We start from the raw sequence: 19,113 nt of genomic DNA on the forward strand, positions 1-19,113 counted from the left end.
TTGTCGCATTCATTATATGTTGTTCTTATTTAGAATGACAAACTGTATCGGTCAAAATTCCTCAATTAATGAATATAAAGCTGCAGGAGTATGTCGGTAGCTTACAAACATCACCTCCAGATTATGATGGCTGACCAGATATAAGGCACGCCTGAGAGCAGAAATTATCCAGCCAGTTTCATTACCAAATGCTCCGCCTCCGACCATAGTCACATATACTCTCGGATTGCCTGTACGCCGGTAGTTCAGAACACCTGCCAGCAACGTTGCTTCGTAACTGGCTTCCAGTACCAGCGATGCAAAAGGAGCCCAGTCTTCCCGGGGAGATGAGTTATACGCGACAGGTAAGGCAGAGCAGAGAGCCTGAGACACAAACTGATCTTCAGGTACTCCTGGTATAGTGACTTCAGTATCTGAGTGCAATCCGATGCGTAACTCCTGTCTGAGCCTGTCCCGCATTTGCTCATCCAGCGATGCAATATGATGGCTAATAGCCTGCACTGTATTAGCCGACATCAGGGCATACCCGTTTTTCATTCGTATGCCATCAATGCCAATAGCCTTTTCCATATCAGCCAGCGTGTTAAGCTGGCTGGTAATGGATTGTCCAGTCTGTGACCCTATCGGGACAAGATAGTTACGAAATACCGTGGCAGCAGCACAGGCCATAGCGCAGGCAGGTCCTTGAGTATGATCAAACTGGTAATCGGTAATCCCCTTTTCTGGCGTTGTATATTCACATGGCATTTCGAGCAAGTTGAACTGACTGGCAACCTGGATCAGCGCGCCCTTTACTTCGGATTTTCGGTGGAGGTCATATGCATCAGCCTCAAGTATGTCAAATCTGCACCTTCCATACGGTTCTGTCACAAGATTGCTGACCGCTTTCCTTAATTCGGCCAGACTCGGCATGGTCAGAATACCAGAACGATAAGAAACAGATGGCTGGCTTCTGGTATGAAGAAAAGGGCCTTCCTGGAAAAAACAAGCCTGAGTCTCTGCATAGTCTGATTCTTCGAATCCAAATACGTCATTAAACCAGCTCATGATAAGTTCCTTTATTGAAAAGGCAGGTATTATATTAATATCTTTGTTTATAGGTAAATTCAACAATTAACTTTACTGACTAACAATAATACATGTAAAAATGAATTATATATTTAGTACGATAATTACTTATTAGACTTGCACCGCTTTTAATGCACAGGTCTGAAGCTTTTAAGATCTCCCTGTCGTGATAGCTGTCCATATTGATGATGGAAATTAGTTACGATGCATGGCTAATTTTAAAGCTAATGTATGCGTACATTAGCTTTAAAACACGGATCAGCCTCCCACAACTCATCAGCCAACAGGCTCGATGAGCTCTGGTCCCTGATTCTTCACATTACCAACAGCGCGCGTTACAGGATGCCATTTGAAATGATCAGCTGACACAGCTCCATCAGCAGCAATTTCTGCAGCCTCCTTACCCGAAATGTCCTGTTTCATCCACTCCCGGGCGGCGTCCGGTACCAGGACAAGTGGGCGCCGGTCATGGATATCAACGAGACCTTTATCAGCCGCGGCCGTGACAATCAGAAACCCTTCCGCCTCATCACCACGCTCAAACGGAGTGCTTCCGATCGCGGCCATGAGGATTGGCTGGCCGTCTTTACGGTGGATGAAATAGGGCTGCTTCTTGTCTCCTTCACGCTTCCATTCAAACCAGCCATCGGCAAAGCAGATCGCCCTACCGTGCTGCCAAAGAGGTTTAAACATCCTGCTGCTGGCTGCTGTCTCAACCCGGGCATTAATCAATGGCGGTTTATCCCACCACCCTGGCGCGTAACCCCAGTGAACCGGATCGAGCTGCAGCTGTTCGTCGCGTTCGCTCAGCAGTAACACCCTGGTACCCGGGGCGACGTTATAGCGACCGATGGGTTCCGGGTCGTAGGCAATATTTCGATCTGCTTCATTGGCGAGGAGAGAAAGATACTCTTCCCGCGTCATTGACTGAGAAAAACGTCCGCACATACTCACCTCCTATGGCCAGGATGAAATTATAGCTGCTTCGCCCTATCCAGAGTTATTAAAGCTAATGTATGCGTACATTACGCTTTATCATATAACTCATACGATAACCTGGAAACTTCACGTAAAAATGTTGTACGTGGCGGGTAAGCAAATACCCTGCGGGGATATTTTAAAACTGTGACGCCGGCAAAGATAAGAAATGTGTATTACCATTTATTACGGGATAAAAAGTCAAAGAATTGTCACTGTACTCTGTTCCCGTTGAAGTTTGTCTTTCAATCATATTGATTGGTTCAGAAATTTGTACACATCCATTTTTAACATTTTGTGTTTTTACCCGATATATTCCTGATGGGATTTGTTCCAGAGTAATTTGGCTACCTGCTGGAACGAATACTTCACGTACAAAATCAGTTTTGATGTATGCATTTTCCAGGGTTAACCGGATTCGTAACCCTTCGTTATTTTGAGTGTTATCTAACCTAAGTGAGGACAAACCATTTCGCCTGTCTTTTTCAGATAAAACAGTTGGGATAGTAGGCCACAGTAGTTGTTGCACAGATGAATCACAAATTCCGTTATTGTTATTTACACGTTCTGGTTTTAATGGGGATGAGTTGCTTCCTGTATCTGTTTTATCTAAAGAAGCATCTCTTTCATTAATATTATCAATAATAGCGTACGCAACAATCCCTATCACACACAGGCCGGCAACAGTTTTCAGCATAGAAAACAAAGGGTAAAAAACAACACCTAATATTGTCATTAATGATTTCTTTTTTCTTTCTGGTGTTGTTTTAACTGATGCCTGAACATTAACATTCGCTTCTGAATTTCGTGCTATTGTGGCTTCAGCCTTTTCTCTCCAGGTTTCTTTAATAATCCAGCGATCATGTTCTTTTCTTTTCAAAGGGTCAATTAATACTTCGTATGAGGCATTAATTATTTGCATTATCCTTACAGCTTCGGGATTATTTTTGTTTATATCCGGGTGATATTTCTTTGCCAGCGTCCGGTAAGCAGCTTGTATTACCTCCACAGGAGCATCTTTCGACACTTTGAGGTTATCATAGTGTGTTCTCATCTTCTTCCCGTAGTGATAAAAGTCCCTGCCATGTGTATATCAAAGTTGCTGAATGTTGTAAAACCCTGGAGTGTGCAGCTGAACTCCGCCCCTGATTTGAAAGGTTCAGCCTCCCCACTTCCCTGCAAAGCCATACCCGCTTAACACGCCACAGACGCCTCTGTATGCGGTCGGACGGGTCCCGATTAGCTACCTCAGAAACTGGTGAGAAGGTTCTTCCCATATACCATAAAGTATCCCCTTCCCGGGTTGTTAGCGCAGTTCCCGGATGTCTCGCTGTACCTTCTGTTCCAGGATATGGATAGCGGTTCTGGCGCCCTGGTTGATTATGCCCTGCTCTTCAATCCTGAGGAGTCTGTCCTCCTGCTGCAGCGATGTACGCAGCGCCGCTGTATGTGTTTGCTTCTCTCCGGAACAGGTGGAGTGTTCGCATCCGCGGGACATCATTTTCGCCGCATCCTGAGCCTGTGATACCGTGATGAGCCTTACCGCTGCAGCTGCAGGACCCGCTATCTCGATCGTCATGGCCAGTAAACATAGCGGTAGTATGCGGGTTTGTACCTTCAGACAGACTTTCATTTTTTACGGTTTGATTTATTTTCAGCAATCCCTGCCCGTCTCTTTACTGGAGCTCTGCGAGAATTTTTTCCGGAGAAACACTACCGAGGAAAGTATGTACAGACGGCTCCAGCACAACCATCGCAGGCGTGGCGGTAACCCCGAGTCGGTCTGCAAGCTCGGACTGTTTAATCACCAGATTTTTACATTTTTCTGAACTGGTGTTATCTGGCAAAAAACCGGCCATCGCATTTTTAAAACTTTTCTGGCGATCGGGTGCACACCATACTCTCCCCATATCTTCTATGACAGAGTCTTTGATGGATGACGGCACCACAGTCACAAATGACATAGTGAGCCCTGCATCCGTGTACTTTTTGATATTTTTCACAACATAGCTGCAATAAACACACTGATTTTCAACAAAAACTAATAATTTATGTTTTTCAGCTTTAGCCTGGAAGGTAACGGGCTCCAGCTCAGCTAAGGAGCGGGATATATCTTCATAGGCCATCTGTGGCGTTACATCTGAGGCCGGAGCCGCTGAAGCCCCGCTGCTGAAGCCGGCTACCGTAAAAATGCCTGCAGTTAATGCTTTAATACAAAAGTGCATGATTTTCTTTTCCTCATCCCTGATTACCTTCAGGTTGTCGACGTCTGGTTCATGTCACAGTTAACGCCTTTTTTTTCATCTGGAAAAGAAAATCGTTTCTGGGGAGCTTCTTAATGCCGCGTCAGCGGCATAGAGGCGCCAGCTGAAGTTAAATGGAGTGCCGCGGGCAAATGGCGCCGTCGCCCGGCGCAGCCGGCTGCTGTTTTGACAGGTTCTGCCTATCCCCCCCCCTTCCCTTGTATCTGACAGTTTGTGGTGATTAGCTACCACCACTGAAGCAGAGTGAGCCGCCCCCTTCACTTAAGGTCAGAAAAGCAAGCACCGCTGAACCTTGATTTGCAGCATATGGCCCTCCGCCAGCACATCAGGTTTCTAGATTGATGGCTGTGAGGATCGTGGTCCGGCCTGCATGCTGCTAGTTTGTGCTTATGCTGTAAGCAACTTCTCTCTCGAAAAACAGTGAAAAAAGTTGGTTGCACATGTTGAGTATGCAACTCACAACCGCTATATTGTGTGTACGGAAAGGCTCCGTACACAATCTAGAACGTTTTGAATAGGTGATTAACCTAAGTATATACCGGTCGAGTGACCAACATAATGTAGTAATTAACTGTTTTTACAGAAGCCTGTGAGAACAGCTTGGAGAACAAATGTATGTCCGCACTGAGAAAGCAGCGCATAGATCTAAGATTAACTGATGACGACAAAAGCTTAATCGAAGAAGCCGCGGCAATGTCAAACCAGACTATTACACAGTTTGTAGTTGCCAGTGCCTCAGAACGTGCAGCGGAAGTGATTGAACAACATCGCAGAATGGTTCTAAACGAGGAGTCTTGGAACCTTGTCATGGATGCGATCGCAAACCCTGCTGCGCCGAATGAGCGGCTGAAGCGAGCAGCGAAGCGTCTACAAAAAATGAGGTAGCTTATACGTGATGCAAGAGCTGGCGATAGAGATGATCAACGACGAATTTGACTATGACATAGGCGAATTCGATTGTGGAGAGGAAACCTTAAATACATTTTTGAAAGACCATCTCAAGCGGCAGCATGATGGGCAAATTTTAAAAGGTTATGTATTAGTAACCAAAGAACAGAAGCCTAAGCTGTTAGGCTATTACACATTATCCGGGAGCTGTTTCGAGAGAAAAATGCTCCCGTCAAAAACACAGCAAAGAAAAATCCCTTATCAGAATGCGCCAAGCATTACTTTGGGACGCTTGGCTATTGACAAATCAATTCAAGGTCAGGGATGGGGTGAATTGCTAGTAACTCACGCAATGAATGTCGTCTGGGATGCATCTAAGGCCGTAGGAATATATGGTCTCTTCGTGGAAGCTCTGAACGATAAAGCTAAGCACTTCTATACCAGATTAGATTTCATACAGCTCGTTGGTGAGAATAGTAATCTGCTATTTTACCCGACAAAATCTATTGAAAAAATCTTTACCGAAGAGTAACTAGAGAAAGCCTCTGAATCTTCAGAGGCAGTTTTATATGCAACAACAATTAAATAACAACAGCTAAGATTAAGGTGGCTGAAATGTTAGAGTTTTTTAAAGAAATTTATGCTTCAGTAAAATCCAACTCTAGTGAAAGAGTTAAAAATTACTATATTGGAGCATTTATATTCTCGTGGCTCACTATTAACTGGAAATTTGTTTTAACGATACTTTTTAGTGAAAGTAAGATTGAAGAGAGAATAGATAAAGCAGGTTTTTATCTAACCACTGACAAGTGTCTGACTCTCCCCTTTATTGTATCTGTTTCCATTTGTTTATTGCTGCCCATTATTAATATGATTATTGCTTACGCTCAAAGAAACCCTAATAAGTATTTGCGCGGCGATAGTCATTCAATAAAGGTTAATAGACTGCAAAATGAAATTGAAACCGAAACACTGAGAGCTGAACGTGACATTGCATACCATAAAAAGAGCGTCAGTGAATCCCTTGAAGTTCAGACTCTTCAAGCTCAAATCCAAGAGTCAAAGGACATAAGCTCTAAACTGAGTGAAGAAAACTCAGCATTAACTGAGCAATTAAGCAATGTTAATAACCAACTTAGTGTATATACGCAGGAAGTTGAAAATTTAAAAAGACAGCTTGTAAAATCAGAAGCGGCCAATGAAACTTTAGAGAGGAACACAAGAAAACTGCAGGCTGAAACGATTAATTTAAGGACAATGCTCGATGATACCAAAGTTATTTTAGAGGAAAAGAGAAAAGAACTTGAAGAAAATGAGAATAGATCCAAAATAGCGCGTGATAGTTTTTCTGCCGAATTATCACAATGGAGAAATAAAAATGAGGAATTACTAAAGGAAATGGATAAATTAAAAAGTGAGCATAAAAAAGGTGCTGCAGGAATAGGTTTAGGCGAAAGAGTTCAGACTAAAAAAAACTGATAGGAACAGCCATGCATCTGACTACGAAATTAATCAATTAAAAACAACACTCGCGAAAAATGGGACGTCAAGCAAGACTAATGTCCGCCTGTGGGGGCCTGGCAGCACCCTGATAAATGCGCATCATCCGCCGGACGCTGGGCCTCGTAGTGGCAGATCGACAGTAGTTTCACCCCAGAGCCACCTGAAGTGCCCCCTTATCCAGCATTGCTTTGGCGGGCAGCTTCTTGAGTCTGACGTTCTCCTCTTCAAGTGACTTAAGCCACTTTACCTCAGGGACTTCTTTGCCGCCAAACTTCTTGCACCAGGTTTAGAAAGTAGCGTTTGAAATAGCATGCTTGCGGATCGTTCCCGGGCAGAAACCCCGACGTCGACCTCGCGGAAGATACTGATGATCTGCTCTTCGGAAAAACGCTTCTTCTTGGGGATGCCCTCACGTTGCTGAGGAAAACATTACTAACATCGTGGAGTGTTAATCAACGGGGTGCTGGTAAAAGTAATTGGTACTTAACATGAAAGCATTAAACGCACTTATGCGGTAACAGTAAAGTTGTAATATTTGCCTATGGTGAAGTTAAGATATACGGCGTGTCCAAGAGACGTACCGGGCGTGCGTTATCTAAATCCTGGTCCCTTAAGTGTCTCACACATTGCAGCTGGCAGATCGCCAGATTCATATTTATTCGAACAGTCGTTTTCATCCTTAATAAATAGAACCACAGCCATCAGTATCAGAGATACAATTAGGTTACGATGAACGGCTAATTTTAAGGCTAATGTATGTGTACATTAGCCTTAAAACATGGCTCAGCCTCCCACATCTCATCAGCCAACAGGCTCGATGAGCTCTGGTCCCTGATTCTTCACATTACCAACAGCGCGCGTGACAGGATGCCATATGAAATGAGCAGCTGACACAGCTTCATCAGCAGCAATGTCTTCAGCCTCCTTACCCGAAACGACCTAATTGAGATGTCCACTCTCTCTCTGGGCTAAGTTAAGATCTGCGTCACGTAGATTCACCATCGAGGGATTCTGATGATTACTTAGACTGTTAACCCCACTAAGGGATAAAATCAACAATATCCCCAGAAAAGGATAAAACATGACTCCATTCGTTCCTACCGCAGAGCAAATTAAAGCTCTGGTACGCTTCGCTGGGCTGGACAGCTGACCCGCTTACACGATCATTCAGGCCAGTATCTCCGAATTTTAAGCTGATGACGGTAGCATTGTACCGGCTTACGAGGAGCTTATCGTCTACTCAGAATCAGAAGATTCAGGCACAAAAAACGATCAGCCTCTCCTGTAAGGGGGGAGAGACTCTACCTCATACACTGTGTGCTGATGTAGGCCTGCAGATAGCTCACCTGCCCGCTAACGGCGCTGATCCGCTCCCTGAGGGTGTAATAATCCCGTTCAGCGGTGTCTGTAAGTGGGGGGGTTGCATTGCTCATGCGGCCGACGCCGGCCGTGTCAACGACCGGGCAGGTGGCGTTGACCTGCAACCCACACTGGCCAGTGCGCACACAAAACTGCAAATCGCCAAGCTTCTTTTTCGCATCGGTTAACTCATGTGTATACCGGGTATCCAGGGACGCCACGGCGCGGGCCCGGGTCTGCATGTCGGTAATGGTGATGTTTGCCACCTGAAGGTTATGTTCCGCCCTGTCTGCCCTGAGGGTCTCCTTACGGGCCTGTTCCCGGTAATGCCCGGCTGCCAGCAGTACGGCCACCATGACAAGCAACACCACTCCCGGCAGGACGGTCTTTTTCAGCAGCGCCAGGGCTGCGCCGGTGATCACTGGTCACCTGCCAGTGCCAGGGCGCGGGCAAACACGTCGTCACCATAAGGCTGTTCGCCATTCTCATGCCGGACGATGGCTTTCAGGAGTGTTGTCATAAAGCCACTGTCGCCGGTATCAGCCAGCTGATCTGCCGGCATGCCGGTCGCCTGCACCACACTGTCGATACAGGCCCGGGTGTCGTTTTTATCCGGATGGGCACGGCGCCGGATTATCTCACTGATCCTGTTCAGGTTATGCTTCTGCCGGTTGCGCCGGAGTATAATGACCATCGCCCTGATGCCGTATTCCGGCGCAATAAGCCGGCAGAAGGCTTTATCCGTATCCTGCCCGTCCCGGACCAGCCCCTTCCAGTCTTCACCCCGGAGAATATTGTCGGGGTTGTTGTTGCGGATGCCACGTGATAACGCCATTGTTACACCTTCTCCTTTCCGTTACCGGAACCAAACCGCTTCGCAAGATAATTCATTGCCAGCGCTCTGATGGTGTCCACACCCGTGAGCCCAACCCCCCCGCCAAACGCCACCGACAGAGTTTTCGGTAACCCAAGGTATTCCAGCGCCGACGAGAACGTCAGCGTCAGCGCGCCACAGAGCAGCATCTCCAGTATTTTTTTCTTCCAGCCCCCGCCGCCACCAAAGTAAGCCATGCGCAGGGCAGCCATCACCACGGAGAACAACACGGCCCCGGTCGGCGAATCTCCCCGCCACCACCGATGGAACAGGTCCAGCATCTCCGGCCAGGAAATGGTTTCAGTGTTCATCTTCATGCTCCCGGCCCCCGACAACACCGGGGGCTCACTGGGGGGATTACCAGCTGATGCTGATGTCGCCCAGGTTAATGACACTGCCGTTATTGAACGCTGCGGAGGCATTCTGGTTCTTCACCGGGCTCCAACCGTCATTCCAGGGCACAAACATAATGGTTTTCGGTAAGTTCTGCAGAATGGTGTTCACCAGGCTGGCATAGTCGTACTGGCCATTGGTCGTTGACGGCCCCACTTCCACCAGGCCAAACGGTTTGTTCAGGCCCAGCATTTCGTCGTACCCGGCCAGGGCGGCCGGGTTATCGGCATAAAAGTCCAGACCGGCAATATCCACATAACCGGCTCCCGGGTAGTACGCAGTTTTGTGGTCACGGTTCGCGTCCGGCGAAAACACCCACAGCAGGTTGGTCAGTCCTTTCGTGTTCACGAAATAGCTGAACACGTCCTGGTAAAGGCGGCGGTACAGGTCTTGGCGTGTGGAGTCATCCGTGTTGTACCCCGTCGCTCCCCACCAGAACCATTCGCCGTTCATTTCATGCAGGGGACGGTACAGCACCGGCACGCCGTTATCCCGCAGTTCCTGCAGACCCTGAGCCACTTTATCGAGCAGTGACAGCCAGCGCTGACGGGCGGCACTGCCGTCCTGCAGGATGGTCGCATACTCATCGTTGCTGATAGCGTGTTTCAGGCCACCTTCGCCGTTACCAGGGTTGTTTCCTGCATAGATCGGGTTAGGCAGGTGATGGCTGATGGCAACCAGGCCACCGTTTTTCCAGTGGCTGATTAAGTCACTGTTGCAGCTGTGGTCAATCAGGCTGGCCTCATCGCTCGGGGAACTGACATCCCAGCCGCGGGCGTAGTCTGCCCCGTAAATTGCCGGGAATTTCCCAGTGGCGTTTTTGATGGCGTTACCCTGGGCCAGGGAGAAACCGCTGTCTCCGCCGACGTTGCTATAGCCACCGAAGACACCGGAGATGAGCTTCTTACCGTTGCTGTCCGGCAGCGTGCTTAACCACTGATAAACCTTTTTCGCGCTGTTGTCGGCAGACGGATTCGCTGGTACTGCAGTTGAAGAAGTCATTCTGTTTTTCCTGATGATAAATGTTGTGTCTGATCCTGATGGCCCCTGGTGTGTTGCGGGGGAAACTTCCGGAGTGTACTCCGTTGGCGATAAGCCTCTCCCGCGAAAAAAAACTGTATAAATACACATGTGTTTTTATACAGTTTTTTGATGGTAGTTTCGGAGTGAGATAGTTGTCAACATGTGACGGTCAAAAAAATCATTCTCCATATCAATTAAATAAAACTGTCTTGTGAGAGAAACAATCTGGACAAAAGAATGGTGACGGGCGTGAGAGAACGGACCGTGTCAGCGGGTATACCCTCCTCTGCCTGAAATTAGGTAGTCCTGGCCTGCGCAGCCGGGCGCGAACTGAAAAGATGAGACGGGCCGGATTCACGGAGAAAGAGGGGATATTCTGCTGCATGATAAACCGGAACCAGTGGGTACTGGCACAGTGATGTGCGAACGGGTGGTATCAGCCTGACCGCACCTGGCTGGCAAAAACTCAGGATAAAGTCCACTGTAGTAAGCAATCGTAGCCCGCGATGCACGGGAAATGGAAGCCAGCCCTTTTAAGGCTCTCTGTTAAGCCCCGTTGATGCAGCAATCAGACCTTTAAGTCACTCCTTCGCAACTTAAAATCAACTTACATCATGTTGTTGACATCGGAATATTTAGAGGAGTAGGATTATTTTACTGTATATATATACAGTTATTTTCAGGTTCTGTTTTTACTAACGTCAAAGAGGATTTTTTTATGGGTATTGAAGATTCAAATCAGGGGCCAGGCTGGAATGACCATGACACCCCCTACGGCCCGATTCACAGTTATGATGGTAACAACGGCTCCTCGAGCTATGGTGGGGGTTCTGGTGGGAACGGTGGTAACCGCCATGAAGGGATCACGGACAAAACAACGATTAATATTGCCTCAACGAAAGACTATAACGGCACATATATGACTATGTGTGTGAATAACCTTAAGGCTCATGAAGGGTTTAAAAACAGCATGTACAAAGATACCGCGGGTAATATTACGGTGGGTATCGGCCATATGCTGGCGACTGCTGACATGGCAGCGAGCTTACCGTTTACTCGCACAAAAATAACTCATGCTCATGGTGACGATATGGAGCATGAAGAAGCCGTTTCGAAGGCGGATATCACTTCAGCATTTGATAGCTTTAAAAAGGACTCTAAAGCTGTTCCGAGTAGCCTGCATCTCTCAAATGATGCAGTTATCGGACAATGTATCAAAGATGTCCAGAGCACCGAAAAAGGCTTACGGGGTCTTTACTCTGGTTATGATAACTTCCCGAATGAAGGAAAAACTGCCCTGGTTGATATGGGGTTCAATCTGGGCATCGCTAAGCTAAAAAACGGGTTCCCCAATTTTAACGCTGCGGTCAATCGTGGTGACTGGAATGGTGCAGCTGATGAATCCCATCGAACTGGGATCGGGGATAAGCGTAACAGCGATACCAAAGCACAACTGCAACAGGCAGCAAAAAGTAAGTAGTTAAATAAGGCGCTCACAGAGCGCCTTTTTTCAGAGATGGCTGTTCTCATCAAGCCGGGTAACCTTCCAGATTCGTTCATGCATATCATCAATACGATAGAAGGCCTTATCAGCGGCCGTACCGCCAGTGGCGTAGCCAGTCAGGGCCACTATATTGAGTTGATTCCCTTTCTTATCAGCAAAAGTATAGTAATCATCCAGGACATACCCGGTTGATCTGGCGGCTGATTCAAGGCGATCGTCCTTAGCCTTCAGGTCAGGTGTATAATCGGCGATAGATTTACCCGCGTAGTGCATCCTTACATCCTGTTGTTCTTTATTACTTACGAGGTATGCCGCACTTGCGGGAAAGTGCTGAAGAATGTCTGCCAGCCCTGGTTTATTTGCATTTACCGGCGACATTTCGTGCTCAGTTGTGTATGCATTCAGCCAGCACGAAAACAAAGCATCTTGTGCAGTACGGAAATCAGGATCGGAGAGTTCTGGTAATTCTTTAACCGTTTCACCAGCCTTACGCAAAGAAATAAAATCGGCACAGGATGATACATGTGCCTGATTCTGGTCGCTCAAAACCAATGTCAGCGGCGAATCATTGATTACAAGTTCACCCGCTGCAAGTGCCGAAGTACTCAAAAATAACGTAGCGGCCACACATACATAACGTTTCATTAAACTACCTCCATTGGTGTTGTAGCATCTTGCCCCCTGGTAGGAACGAAAGCAAGTGAGGTAATATCGATCCTGAAGAAACGTTTTTTTCTCATCATCGTGAGCATTTCAACTTATCTATTATGGCAAGCAGGCAAACCCCTGCTGAAAAATTGCTGTGAGGTAAGTGGGTTTTGGAGATTCCTAATAAATAACGCTTTAAAACGCCACCCTGGCGACGTTTACCGGTCTTGTCGTCGGTCAGCTGCATGCCCTGAAGACAGGAACCACTTTTAATGACGAGGGCCCGAAACAAGCACTATCAAACTGACTGTACCAGGCAGGCATTAACTCAAGGTAACGCTCACAGCAGTAAGTGAGCGCAGTCCGCTATGAGCGAGGAGCGGGCATTTGGATAAATGGTTTATCATTTGAATGTCCATGAAATCGGCCGGTCTCTTCAGGGCGAAATTATCAATATGCGTAAAGAACAACGGCAGGCGTTAAGCCCACCGTAACTCACCGGAAAAAGTCATCTACCGAATCGCTCCACTCATGTCCGGACACAGACCAAACCTTGTTAATCGGGGGGGGATATCCGCTTCTGCAGTACCCATTTTTTCCCACGAAATCGAATACTGCATGCGGATATCCGTTGATAAGGAGCACGCACTTCCGACTGTCTTCAGACCAGCCGATTTTAACGTCAGAAGGTATGTGGCCGTCTGAAATATCCTCGACATTGTAGATATGCACTGCATCAAGAATCGGGTTTCCTTCTACGGACTCATCGAGCGCATAGAAATACCCGGTCCGGCCGTCGTCTTCAAATACGGCCGCCAGCATCCCCTCAGGTGCCAAGCTTTTTATCACCTGTGCTTCTCCCACAATGAGCTGAGCCTGTAGCGTCACTAAAATTGTCATACAGATGACTCTCCTTTCCCTGATTGTTTGGTAAGCCTACTTTCAAACTGACAAGCAATCTACCATAACATCCCTGCGATGAATTTCCCCCTGACCTGCAGGCATTTTGTTGAAAAATGACTATTTTAGAAAAGTCTGCATCTGGCACAAAGCAGACGTTAAGACTTACAGCATTGGGAAGCTTCTGAATGCCGCGTCAGCGGCATGGAGGCGCCAGATGAGGTTACATGTGTCTGTGGAGTCAAATGGCGCCGAAAGCCCGGCGTAGCCGGTTACGGGTTCATAAATTCTGCCATCCTACCCCCTGCCCTGATTAACCTTAACCTGCTAACAGCAATGAAGAAGTTAAAGTAATCCCTTTTAACCCCGGTGAGCGGGCTTTACGGCGTTTACGACGTAAAGGGCGTGATTTCCGGGGCCTTAGCGGCGGCAGCTTGCTGCTGACGCTTAGGGGGATGTTCTTCAATTAATTCAGCGACACCAGGGAACTTAACGCGGTAGCTGCAAAGCCATACCCGCTCAAAACATCTCAGACGTCTCTGTACGCGGTCGGAGTGGTCACGACAAGGCGATAGCCGCAGTCGGGGCGTATCTCCGCGTTAGCGGGCCGCAGGGCCGCTTACGAGCGTGTACCAGACAACTGACCGCAGCTCCACCTACAGCGATGAAGAAGAATAGTTACAACACCCATCATTAAAAGCGACATCATTCCCGGCCTTCGGCCGGGGGCGGGGGCGCTTTTCAGTGGTGGGGAGGGGCACCTGGCCGGCAAACCGGCGCCGGTTTTATGAAGAACGTCCTTTTGAATGCTGTAACTAATGTGGTTCTCCGGTCGGGGCCCGTCGCGCAGCGATGGGAGCTCTCTCTGATGTTGCCGAACCGGCGCGACCGTCAGGTCGCTGCAAGGGCGGGCATTCTCCCGAGCCTGTCCACAGGGCAGGCGATGAACAGGTTATGTGTTTACAGGATTTATTAAAGGATCTTTAAAAGAGGTACAGAACTGGTGTTTAAAAGGAACCACGCGCCTTGAAAGTCCGACGGCATGTGCTTTGTGCGTATCACGGTTGTAGCCTAATGAAATACTCCCTTGCACTTATATGTGGATAACAGAAATCGGCCGTCAGAAGTGACGCCGGCGATAACATTTAAGGCCACGTTGACGCCAGGAAGACCGGAATTATGGTGAGGAAAGCAGGCCTGAAGATAAGATAATACGTAGTAGCCGGCCAACAGGCGTGCGAAAGCCTCCGGCGCCGGCCGGATTTTTTAAGGAAGGTAATGTTATATGGGGACAGTGGCCAGTCGCGTGTAGTTGTTCCCGCGCGACAGCAGCATGCGCTCCTGCACACGACGCTCAACCTCACGCTTGAGCGCTTCATGATCGCCCCTGAAGCGGCCGGTGGCATACTCCCGGGTCAGTTGCTGACGCACGCGCGTCTCGATATCCTTACGCTGCCGTGAAGCATCCCGCCTGGCGGTTGCCCGCTTCCGGCCGTGACTTTTGCGTTCAGACTGGTAGCTGCGAAAACGCTCACGCACGAACCGCCACGCTTTAGCGATCAGTTCGTCCATCTCCAGCGGTTTCAGTTTCTGCTTTTTGCGCTGCAGGTTTTCCCATTCCACACGGCTGCGGCGCGCGGCCACCACAGCAACTTCAGAAACGTCGAGCGCGGAAAACAGGGCCGGGGTGAACGTGATATCGGTCGGGATGTTACAACCAATCTGCGGGTCATATTCCGTCTGATAGGTGATCAGCCCCAGCTCGGCCAGAAACTTCAGCGCCCGGGTAGCACGACTGACTGACAGGTTGCCGATCCTGGACTCGGTGGCCAGTCCACACTCGATGGCCATATTGGTAATCGAGCGCTGCACGCGATTGGCCAGCGGATCATAGTGAAAACACATTGCCTGCAGTAGCGCGTCAATTGCACGCCGGCGCAACAATGGTGGCATCCGGTGACGCTTACCCAGCGAACGCAAAAACGCCACATGGATGGAAAAATCAAAACGAGACGTGAAGCCTTCGGCTTTCGCCATCAGCTTACGGCAGAACGGCAGAGTCTTTTTCCCTTCACGCGGCGTGAATGCCGGATTCGGGTTTTTAACCTGTGAATAGTGGTTTTGAAGGAGATCAGTCACCGCTTCCTGCGCTTATGTTGCGCGGAAGGAGTGAGCACAGAAGGTCTTGAACTTTTCTGAGCATAAATCTATACTCCCTGCATAGAGCAACAATCTCTATGCAGTTTTAAGTGAGCCCCGGTAATCTTCTCCAGTCGCCAAACTTAGTGAGGATTATCGGGGTTTTTGCTTTCTGATTCCGGGGTTATACCTCAGCAGAACCACTTCCCTGCCACTTTAAGGCGTGGCCAACCAGCAATGTCTAAACGATCAGTAATCTAGCACTCATAGCCAACCGGATCAAGAATGTGAATTTTTACACATCGATTCCACGGCGCTCTGCTTCAAGTTTAATCAGTTTTTCAATCATTTGAGCCTGCGTAATTCCTTCCTCCTCAGCAAACTGAGCCAGTTTCTCTTTTAACGGAATCTGAATGAGCGCATGTATAGATTTATGGGTATTACTACGCCTCGCCAGGGAAGCCTTCTGGCGTTCGTTCGCTGATACCGGGTTTCCTTTCCGATATGGACGTTTAGGTTTTTGTGAGGAAGTAATTACGTTTACGACCTGTGACATCTCTGCCTCCTCAAGCATCTGACTGAATACTTGAACAAAGATACTACAGGAACCGTAGGTCGGCGAAGACTAAATTACAAAATGAAAGATAACGTTGTTGGCGCAGCGGTATCTTTCAGTAGATTGAAATGTTGATTTAGAAGAAAAACTTAATATGATCCCGACCAGTCCCTCCCCATCTCCCACCGGGACTGCCAGTGCTTCAGGTAGGTCTCAGCCAGCGCAGGGTAATCCCGGATGACCAGGGCATTTTCGGAGTTGCTGTTCGCCGCAGCGCGGGAATAGTTGAACGACCCCGTTTCCACGTTTCGGCCGTCAGTGATGATCACCTTGTCGTGCATGATTTTAAACTGGCTGACGGTTCGTACAGGAATACCGGCATTGGCCAGCAGATTCATCGCCGCCACACCTGCACTCCCTTTCGCGCTGTTGGCTTTCCAGTCAAGTACCACTCTGACATCGATACCCCGCTGTTTCGCCTGGATCAGTGCTCGCGTTACTTCCGGTGAAGTGAAGCTGTAGCCCATCAAGCGAATACTTTGCTGCGCAGTAACGATCGTATTCAGTACCAGCTGCAGCGCCGACCCTTCAGGAGAAAACCCCGCCTGTACAGTTGGCTGAGCCATCACCCCACCGGAAGCGAACAAAGTCACTGCCAGAAAACCAGACAATACTGAGTATTTCATTATTTATTTCCCCTGTGCTTTATTGATTGCCTGCTGAATATTCTCTGCTTCTGTCATCCCGGAAAAGACGGTGGTGTTATCCTCTGTCGCTCCATTGAGCGGCATAATAATTACACCCGGCGTGCCGGTTAAGCCTGTTGTTGTGGCGATCTGATTTATATTCTTCAACGTATTATTGATTGCTTCAATGGTGTGTTGATTAAAATTTATTTTCCCGGATTGTTTTTCAATAATCTCCTGCGTGAGTCTGCCTTCATTCAGCCCGGTACCATAGATATTATTATGATACGTTAAATATGCTTCTGCCCCCTTCTCTTTCCAGACCTGCAGACCAGTCTTCGCAGCGAGCAGTGATTCCGGCCAGCGGCTGCCAAACACTGGCCACTCCATGAAGTAATACCGCACGTTCGTGTTAGCCTTCATGACTTTTTCCAGTTCTGGTGCCAGTCTGCTGCACCAGATGCACTGATAGTCGAAGAACTCGACGACCATGACCGTCCCTTCAGCGGGTCCCCATGATGGGATGTTTTTATCAGACAGAATTCTGGCTTGTTGTGCCAGCGCAGCTGATTTCAACTCGCGACTTTCCCTTTCCTGCTGTTCTGCCTGCAGCTTTTCGCTCATCTGAATAAGAATATCAGGATGCGCACGCATATAATCTGCTGCAATTTCACCAATTCTTTTTTCCTGCTCCGGGGTGAATACAGAAGAATGTTCACTGGCCTGGCCCAGGGTAGAGGTTAACATATAAGAGGAGACAGCCACCGCAATTAAAGCAGTTTTGATATTCATAGATATCCTTGTTAAATAATAAAGGAAGAAATACAAATATTATCACCCTGCCAGCATTATTAAATAACACTGGCAGTGTTGAAGGGGATAAACAGATAAAGTAAGAGGCTTTAAATAAAATTAAACCATATCGCTCTGAATTCTTGCCTGCTGCCGGCGCTGCTTTTCCATTCTCAGCTTCGCATACTGCTCTTCATCCGGAGTCACGACACTCACCGGAGTACCATTTAAGTCAACGCGTTCAGCACCGGCGATCATCGATGACAGGTATTGTTCAGAGCGAGTAATCCGTTTCAGACATTTAATGACCTGCTTATGGGACAGCGGTATCCCGCGGGAAGCTATATCGTTAAATATGGTTTCGCGGATCCCCGTCGCAAGCAGACGTGGTTTATCACCATCAAAAAGTGCGGGCCACCAGGGTTGCAAGGTATCAATGGCCACCTGCAACGCCGGCAAGCGAAGGTAACGAATTTTCCTGTTGGTTTTTTCTAGGTTAGCGGGTTCAGGCGGAACAGGTTTAGCCGAAGCGATCTGCTCCGCTTTCCTGGCCAGCTTCTCTTTTTTGACTTTCCATGCCGGCGGCGTGGTGACATTAACCACTTGCTTGCGCCTGACAATGCGTGGGCTTTCAGGCTCAGTACCAGTCGACTGTTCTGCTGGCTTTTTTTTCAGACTGAGCGTGGGTCGTTTTTCTTCCGTCATAGGTTGAGGTATTCCTGCAGTTAACACAAGGCCAGTAAGATACGCCAGGTTGCCGGCCGGATCATCCTCCCTGCAGGCAACCGGCTAATCTCTGGCTCGTTATGCAGCCACAATCCCCAGCACTGCCAGATGAACAGCATAGAACAATACAAAAAAATGGGGTGGCCAGAACCGTTTAACCTGTTTCCCGATATCAGAGCACACACTCACGACAAGAAGGGCGATCGCCAGACCAGCAACAGACTGCCCGGCATCATGAAGATTCAACAGCAGGACCATTACCGCCCACAGTAAAGCATAGCCCGTTCTTTCCACCGCTTCCGTGGCGCGGCACAGCCGGTAACTGTTGATCAGCATAAAGACGCCAGCCAGGCCATAGCTGTCCGCGGACAACGGCACCCAGGCGATCACAATAGCGATAGCCAGAAGCATATCGTTACGGGTCCGTAAGCTGAACCAGCGCATCGCCTGCCCCGTGACAGCGAATGAAAAAAGGATATTGCCCATGTACCAGGGATAGCCCACCAGGATAAACGCCCCCTGAGCGATCATCGCCCAGCACCAGAGATGATTCAGCTGCGACTGGCGGATTTCCTGGTGCCTGGCCAGGTTCATTCCCCACACCAGTCCGAACAGTGGAAAACAACCGCGTCCCAGCAGGCGCATCACTTCATTGTTTCCGGCCAGCAGTAAGCCAGTGTGGTCTATCACCATCAGTACCAGTGCGACCGTTTTAATCATATCCGTTTGTCCCGGTGTCCAGGTCAGCAGGCGCTGAAGCCAGCTGTCTGTCGCGCCAAGAAATGTGTGTTGTGCTCTCATGTTTTTTTCCT

General features: G+C 48.5%; 21 protein-coding genes and 2 pseudogenes. 4 read left to right on the plus strand and 19 right to left on the minus strand.

Going from position 1 to position 19,113, the window contains the following annotated elements:
• Positions 1-51 precede the first annotated feature (51 nt).
• The 4 genes from NKJ21_RS25615 to NKJ21_RS25630 all read right to left on the minus strand — a co-directional run bounded on the left by NKJ21_RS25615 (position 52) and on the right by NKJ21_RS25630 (position 4,271).
• Positions 52-1,047, minus strand: a complete 996-nt coding sequence (locus NKJ21_RS25615) for a hypothetical protein (RefSeq protein ID WP_254733302.1) — start codon at positions 1,045-1,047, stop codon at positions 52-54.
• A gap of 297 nt (positions 1,048-1,344) precedes the next feature.
• Positions 1,345-2,016 (minus strand): SOS response-associated peptidase, encoded by a 672-nt coding sequence (locus tag NKJ21_RS25620; RefSeq protein WP_191727023.1) that lies wholly within the window; start codon positions 2,014-2,016, stop codon positions 1,345-1,347.
• Between the two features lie 169 nt (positions 2,017-2,185).
• Positions 2,186-3,100, minus strand: coding sequence for a J domain-containing protein (locus tag NKJ21_RS25625; RefSeq protein ID WP_254733304.1), 915 nt, complete (start codon positions 3,098-3,100; stop codon positions 2,186-2,188).
• 622 nt (positions 3,101-3,722) lie between these two features.
• On the minus strand, positions 3,723-4,271 hold the full coding sequence (locus NKJ21_RS25630) for a thioredoxin fold domain-containing protein (protein WP_254733307.1): 549 nt from the start codon (positions 4,269-4,271) through the stop codon (positions 3,723-3,725).
• 654 nt (positions 4,272-4,925) lie between these two features.
• Here NKJ21_RS25630 and NKJ21_RS25635 point away from each other — a divergent pair.
• The 3 genes from NKJ21_RS25635 to NKJ21_RS25645 all read left to right on the plus strand — a co-directional run bounded on the left by NKJ21_RS25635 (position 4,926) and on the right by NKJ21_RS25645 (position 6,677).
• Positions 4,926-5,195 (plus strand): DUF1778 domain-containing protein, encoded by a 270-nt coding sequence (locus tag NKJ21_RS25635; protein WP_048264996.1) that lies wholly within the window; start codon positions 4,926-4,928, stop codon positions 5,193-5,195.
• Between the two features lie 7 nt (positions 5,196-5,202).
• On the plus strand, positions 5,203-5,730 hold the full coding sequence (locus NKJ21_RS25640) for a GNAT family N-acetyltransferase (protein ID WP_254733309.1): 528 nt from the start codon (positions 5,203-5,205) through the stop codon (positions 5,728-5,730).
• An 83-nt stretch (positions 5,731-5,813) separates the two neighbouring features.
• Positions 5,814-6,677, plus strand: coding sequence for a hypothetical protein (locus tag NKJ21_RS25645; protein ID WP_254733311.1), 864 nt, complete (start codon positions 5,814-5,816; stop codon positions 6,675-6,677).
• 107 nt (positions 6,678-6,784) lie between these two features.
• On the opposite strand, the pseudogene NKJ21_RS25650 reads toward NKJ21_RS25645, so the two are convergent.
• From NKJ21_RS25650 to NKJ21_RS25675, 6 genes and pseudogenes are all read right to left on the minus strand, one after another.
• Positions 6,785-7,106, minus strand: a pseudogene (locus NKJ21_RS25650) (transposase); the annotation flags it as partial.
• 396 nt (positions 7,107-7,502) lie between these two features.
• Positions 7,503-7,637 (minus strand): annotated as a pseudogene (locus NKJ21_RS25655) (SOS response-associated peptidase); the annotation flags it as partial.
• A gap of 365 nt (positions 7,638-8,002) precedes the next feature.
• Positions 8,003-8,482 carry a lysis protein gene (locus NKJ21_RS25660; protein WP_254733313.1) on the minus strand — a complete coding sequence of 160 codons (480 nt, stop codon included), beginning with the start codon at positions 8,480-8,482 and terminating at the stop codon, positions 8,003-8,005.
• On the minus strand, positions 8,479-8,895 hold the full coding sequence (locus tag NKJ21_RS25665) for a structural protein (RefSeq protein WP_254733315.1): 417 nt from the start codon (positions 8,893-8,895) through the stop codon (positions 8,479-8,481). The genes NKJ21_RS25660 and NKJ21_RS25665 overlap by 4 nt, the downstream gene beginning before the upstream one ends.
• Positions 8,896-8,897: 2 nt before the next feature.
• On the minus strand, positions 8,898-9,251 hold the full coding sequence (locus tag NKJ21_RS25670) for a phage holin, lambda family (protein ID WP_254733316.1): 354 nt from the start codon (positions 9,249-9,251) through the stop codon (positions 8,898-8,900).
• Positions 9,252-9,291: 40 nt separating this feature from the next.
• Positions 9,292-10,329: a glycosyl hydrolase gene (locus tag NKJ21_RS25675; protein WP_254733317.1), complete on the minus strand. Its 1,038-nt coding sequence runs from the start codon at positions 10,327-10,329 to the stop codon at positions 9,292-9,294.
• A 739-nt stretch (positions 10,330-11,068) separates the two neighbouring features.
• Here NKJ21_RS25675 and NKJ21_RS25680 point away from each other — a divergent pair.
• The gene (locus tag NKJ21_RS25680) at positions 11,069-11,830 is read left to right on the plus strand and encodes a glycoside hydrolase family protein (RefSeq protein WP_254733318.1); all 762 of its coding nucleotides are present in this window, start codon (positions 11,069-11,071) and stop codon (positions 11,828-11,830) included.
• A gap of 30 nt (positions 11,831-11,860) precedes the next feature.
• Here the strand turns inward: NKJ21_RS25680 and NKJ21_RS25685 are convergent, their stop codons facing one another.
• The 9 genes from NKJ21_RS25685 to traX all read right to left on the minus strand — a co-directional run bounded on the left by NKJ21_RS25685 (position 11,861) and on the right by traX (position 19,102).
• Complete coding sequence (locus NKJ21_RS25685; protein ID WP_254733320.1) at positions 11,861-12,499, minus strand: hypothetical protein; 639 nt, start codon at positions 12,497-12,499, stop codon at positions 11,861-11,863.
• A 498-nt stretch (positions 12,500-12,997) separates the two neighbouring features.
• Entirely contained in the window at positions 12,998-13,402 is a 405-nt protein-coding gene (locus tag NKJ21_RS25690) for a DUF2251 domain-containing protein (protein WP_254733322.1), read from the minus strand.
• A gap of 1,281 nt (positions 13,403-14,683) precedes the next feature.
• Positions 14,684-15,541 (minus strand): incFII family plasmid replication initiator RepA, encoded by an 858-nt coding sequence (repA, locus tag NKJ21_RS25695; RefSeq protein ID WP_047665800.1) that lies wholly within the window; start codon positions 15,539-15,541, stop codon positions 14,684-14,686.
• Complete coding sequence (gene tap / locus NKJ21_RS27720) at positions 15,534-15,605, minus strand: RepA leader peptide Tap (protein ID WP_071786674.1); 72 nt, start codon at positions 15,603-15,605, stop codon at positions 15,534-15,536. The genes repA and tap overlap by 8 nt, the downstream gene beginning before the upstream one ends.
• A 231-nt stretch (positions 15,606-15,836) precedes the next feature.
• Positions 15,837-16,097, minus strand: a complete 261-nt coding sequence (locus NKJ21_RS25705) for a replication regulatory protein RepA (protein ID WP_047665801.1) — start codon at positions 16,095-16,097, stop codon at positions 15,837-15,839.
• Positions 16,098-16,246: 149 nt separating this feature from the next.
• The gene (locus NKJ21_RS25710; protein WP_047665802.1) at positions 16,247-16,783 is read right to left on the minus strand and encodes a phospholipase D family protein; all 537 of its coding nucleotides are present in this window, start codon (positions 16,781-16,783) and stop codon (positions 16,247-16,249) included.
• Positions 16,784-16,786: 3 nt separating this feature from the next.
• Positions 16,787-17,575 (minus strand): DsbA family protein, encoded by a 789-nt coding sequence (locus tag NKJ21_RS25715; RefSeq protein WP_047665803.1) that lies wholly within the window; start codon positions 17,573-17,575, stop codon positions 16,787-16,789.
• A 120-nt stretch (positions 17,576-17,695) separates the two neighbouring features.
• The gene (locus tag NKJ21_RS25720) at positions 17,696-18,280 is read right to left on the minus strand and encodes a fertility inhibition protein FinO (RefSeq protein ID WP_254733324.1); all 585 of its coding nucleotides are present in this window, start codon (positions 18,278-18,280) and stop codon (positions 17,696-17,698) included.
• A gap of 99 nt (positions 18,281-18,379) precedes the next feature.
• Positions 18,380-19,102 (minus strand): type-F conjugative transfer system pilin acetylase TraX, encoded by a 723-nt coding sequence (gene traX / locus NKJ21_RS25725; RefSeq protein WP_023320111.1) that lies wholly within the window; start codon positions 19,100-19,102, stop codon positions 18,380-18,382.
• Between the last annotated feature and the right edge of the window lie 11 nt (positions 19,103-19,113).

Source organism: Klebsiella sp. SWET4 (assembly GCF_024296565.1).
GTDB lineage: Bacteria > Pseudomonadota > Gammaproteobacteria > Enterobacterales > Enterobacteriaceae > Klebsiella > Klebsiella variicola.

Coding starts and splice junctions, on each gene's coding strand:
- NKJ21_RS25630 (WP_254733307.1), bottom strand. CDS start 4,271: ATGCACTTTTGTATTAAAGCATTAACTGCAGGCATTTTTACGGTAGCC.
- NKJ21_RS25720 (WP_254733324.1), bottom strand. CDS start 18,280: ATGACGGAAGAAAAACGACCCACGCTCAGTCTGAAAAAAAAGCCAGCA.
- NKJ21_RS25625 (WP_254733304.1), bottom strand. CDS start 3,100: ATGAGAACACACTATGATAACCTCAAAGTGTCGAAAGATGCTCCTGTG.
- NKJ21_RS25715 (WP_047665803.1), bottom strand. CDS start 17,575: ATGAATATCAAAACTGCTTTAATTGCGGTGGCTGTCTCCTCTTATATG.
- traX (WP_023320111.1), bottom strand. CDS start 19,102: ATGAGAGCACAACACACATTTCTTGGCGCGACAGACAGCTGGCTTCAG.
- NKJ21_RS25620 (WP_191727023.1), bottom strand. CDS start 2,016: ATGTGCGGACGTTTTTCTCAGTCAATGACGCGGGAAGAGTATCTTTCT.
- NKJ21_RS25705 (WP_047665801.1), bottom strand. CDS start 16,097: ATGTCACAGGTCGTAAACGTAATTACTTCCTCACAAAAACCTAAACGT.
- NKJ21_RS25680 (WP_254733318.1), top strand. CDS start 11,069: ATGGGTATTGAAGATTCAAATCAGGGGCCAGGCTGGAATGACCATGAC.
- NKJ21_RS25635 (WP_048264996.1), top strand. CDS start 4,926: ATGTCCGCACTGAGAAAGCAGCGCATAGATCTAAGATTAACTGATGAC.
- NKJ21_RS25645 (WP_254733311.1), top strand. CDS start 5,814: ATGTTAGAGTTTTTTAAAGAAATTTATGCTTCAGTAAAATCCAACTCT.
- NKJ21_RS25670 (WP_254733316.1), bottom strand. CDS start 9,251: ATGAAGATGAACACTGAAACCATTTCCTGGCCGGAGATGCTGGACCTG.
- NKJ21_RS25690 (WP_254733322.1), bottom strand. CDS start 13,402: ATGACAATTTTAGTGACGCTACAGGCTCAGCTCATTGTGGGAGAAGCA.
- NKJ21_RS25675 (WP_254733317.1), bottom strand. CDS start 10,329: ATGACTTCTTCAACTGCAGTACCAGCGAATCCGTCTGCCGACAACAGC.
- NKJ21_RS25615 (WP_254733302.1), bottom strand. CDS start 1,047: ATGAGCTGGTTTAATGACGTATTTGGATTCGAAGAATCAGACTATGCA.
- NKJ21_RS25665 (WP_254733315.1), bottom strand. CDS start 8,895: ATGGCGTTATCACGTGGCATCCGCAACAACAACCCCGACAATATTCTC.
- NKJ21_RS25710 (WP_047665802.1), bottom strand. CDS start 16,783: ATGAAATACTCAGTATTGTCTGGTTTTCTGGCAGTGACTTTGTTCGCT.
- NKJ21_RS25685 (WP_254733320.1), bottom strand. CDS start 12,499: ATGAAACGTTATGTATGTGTGGCCGCTACGTTATTTTTGAGTACTTCG.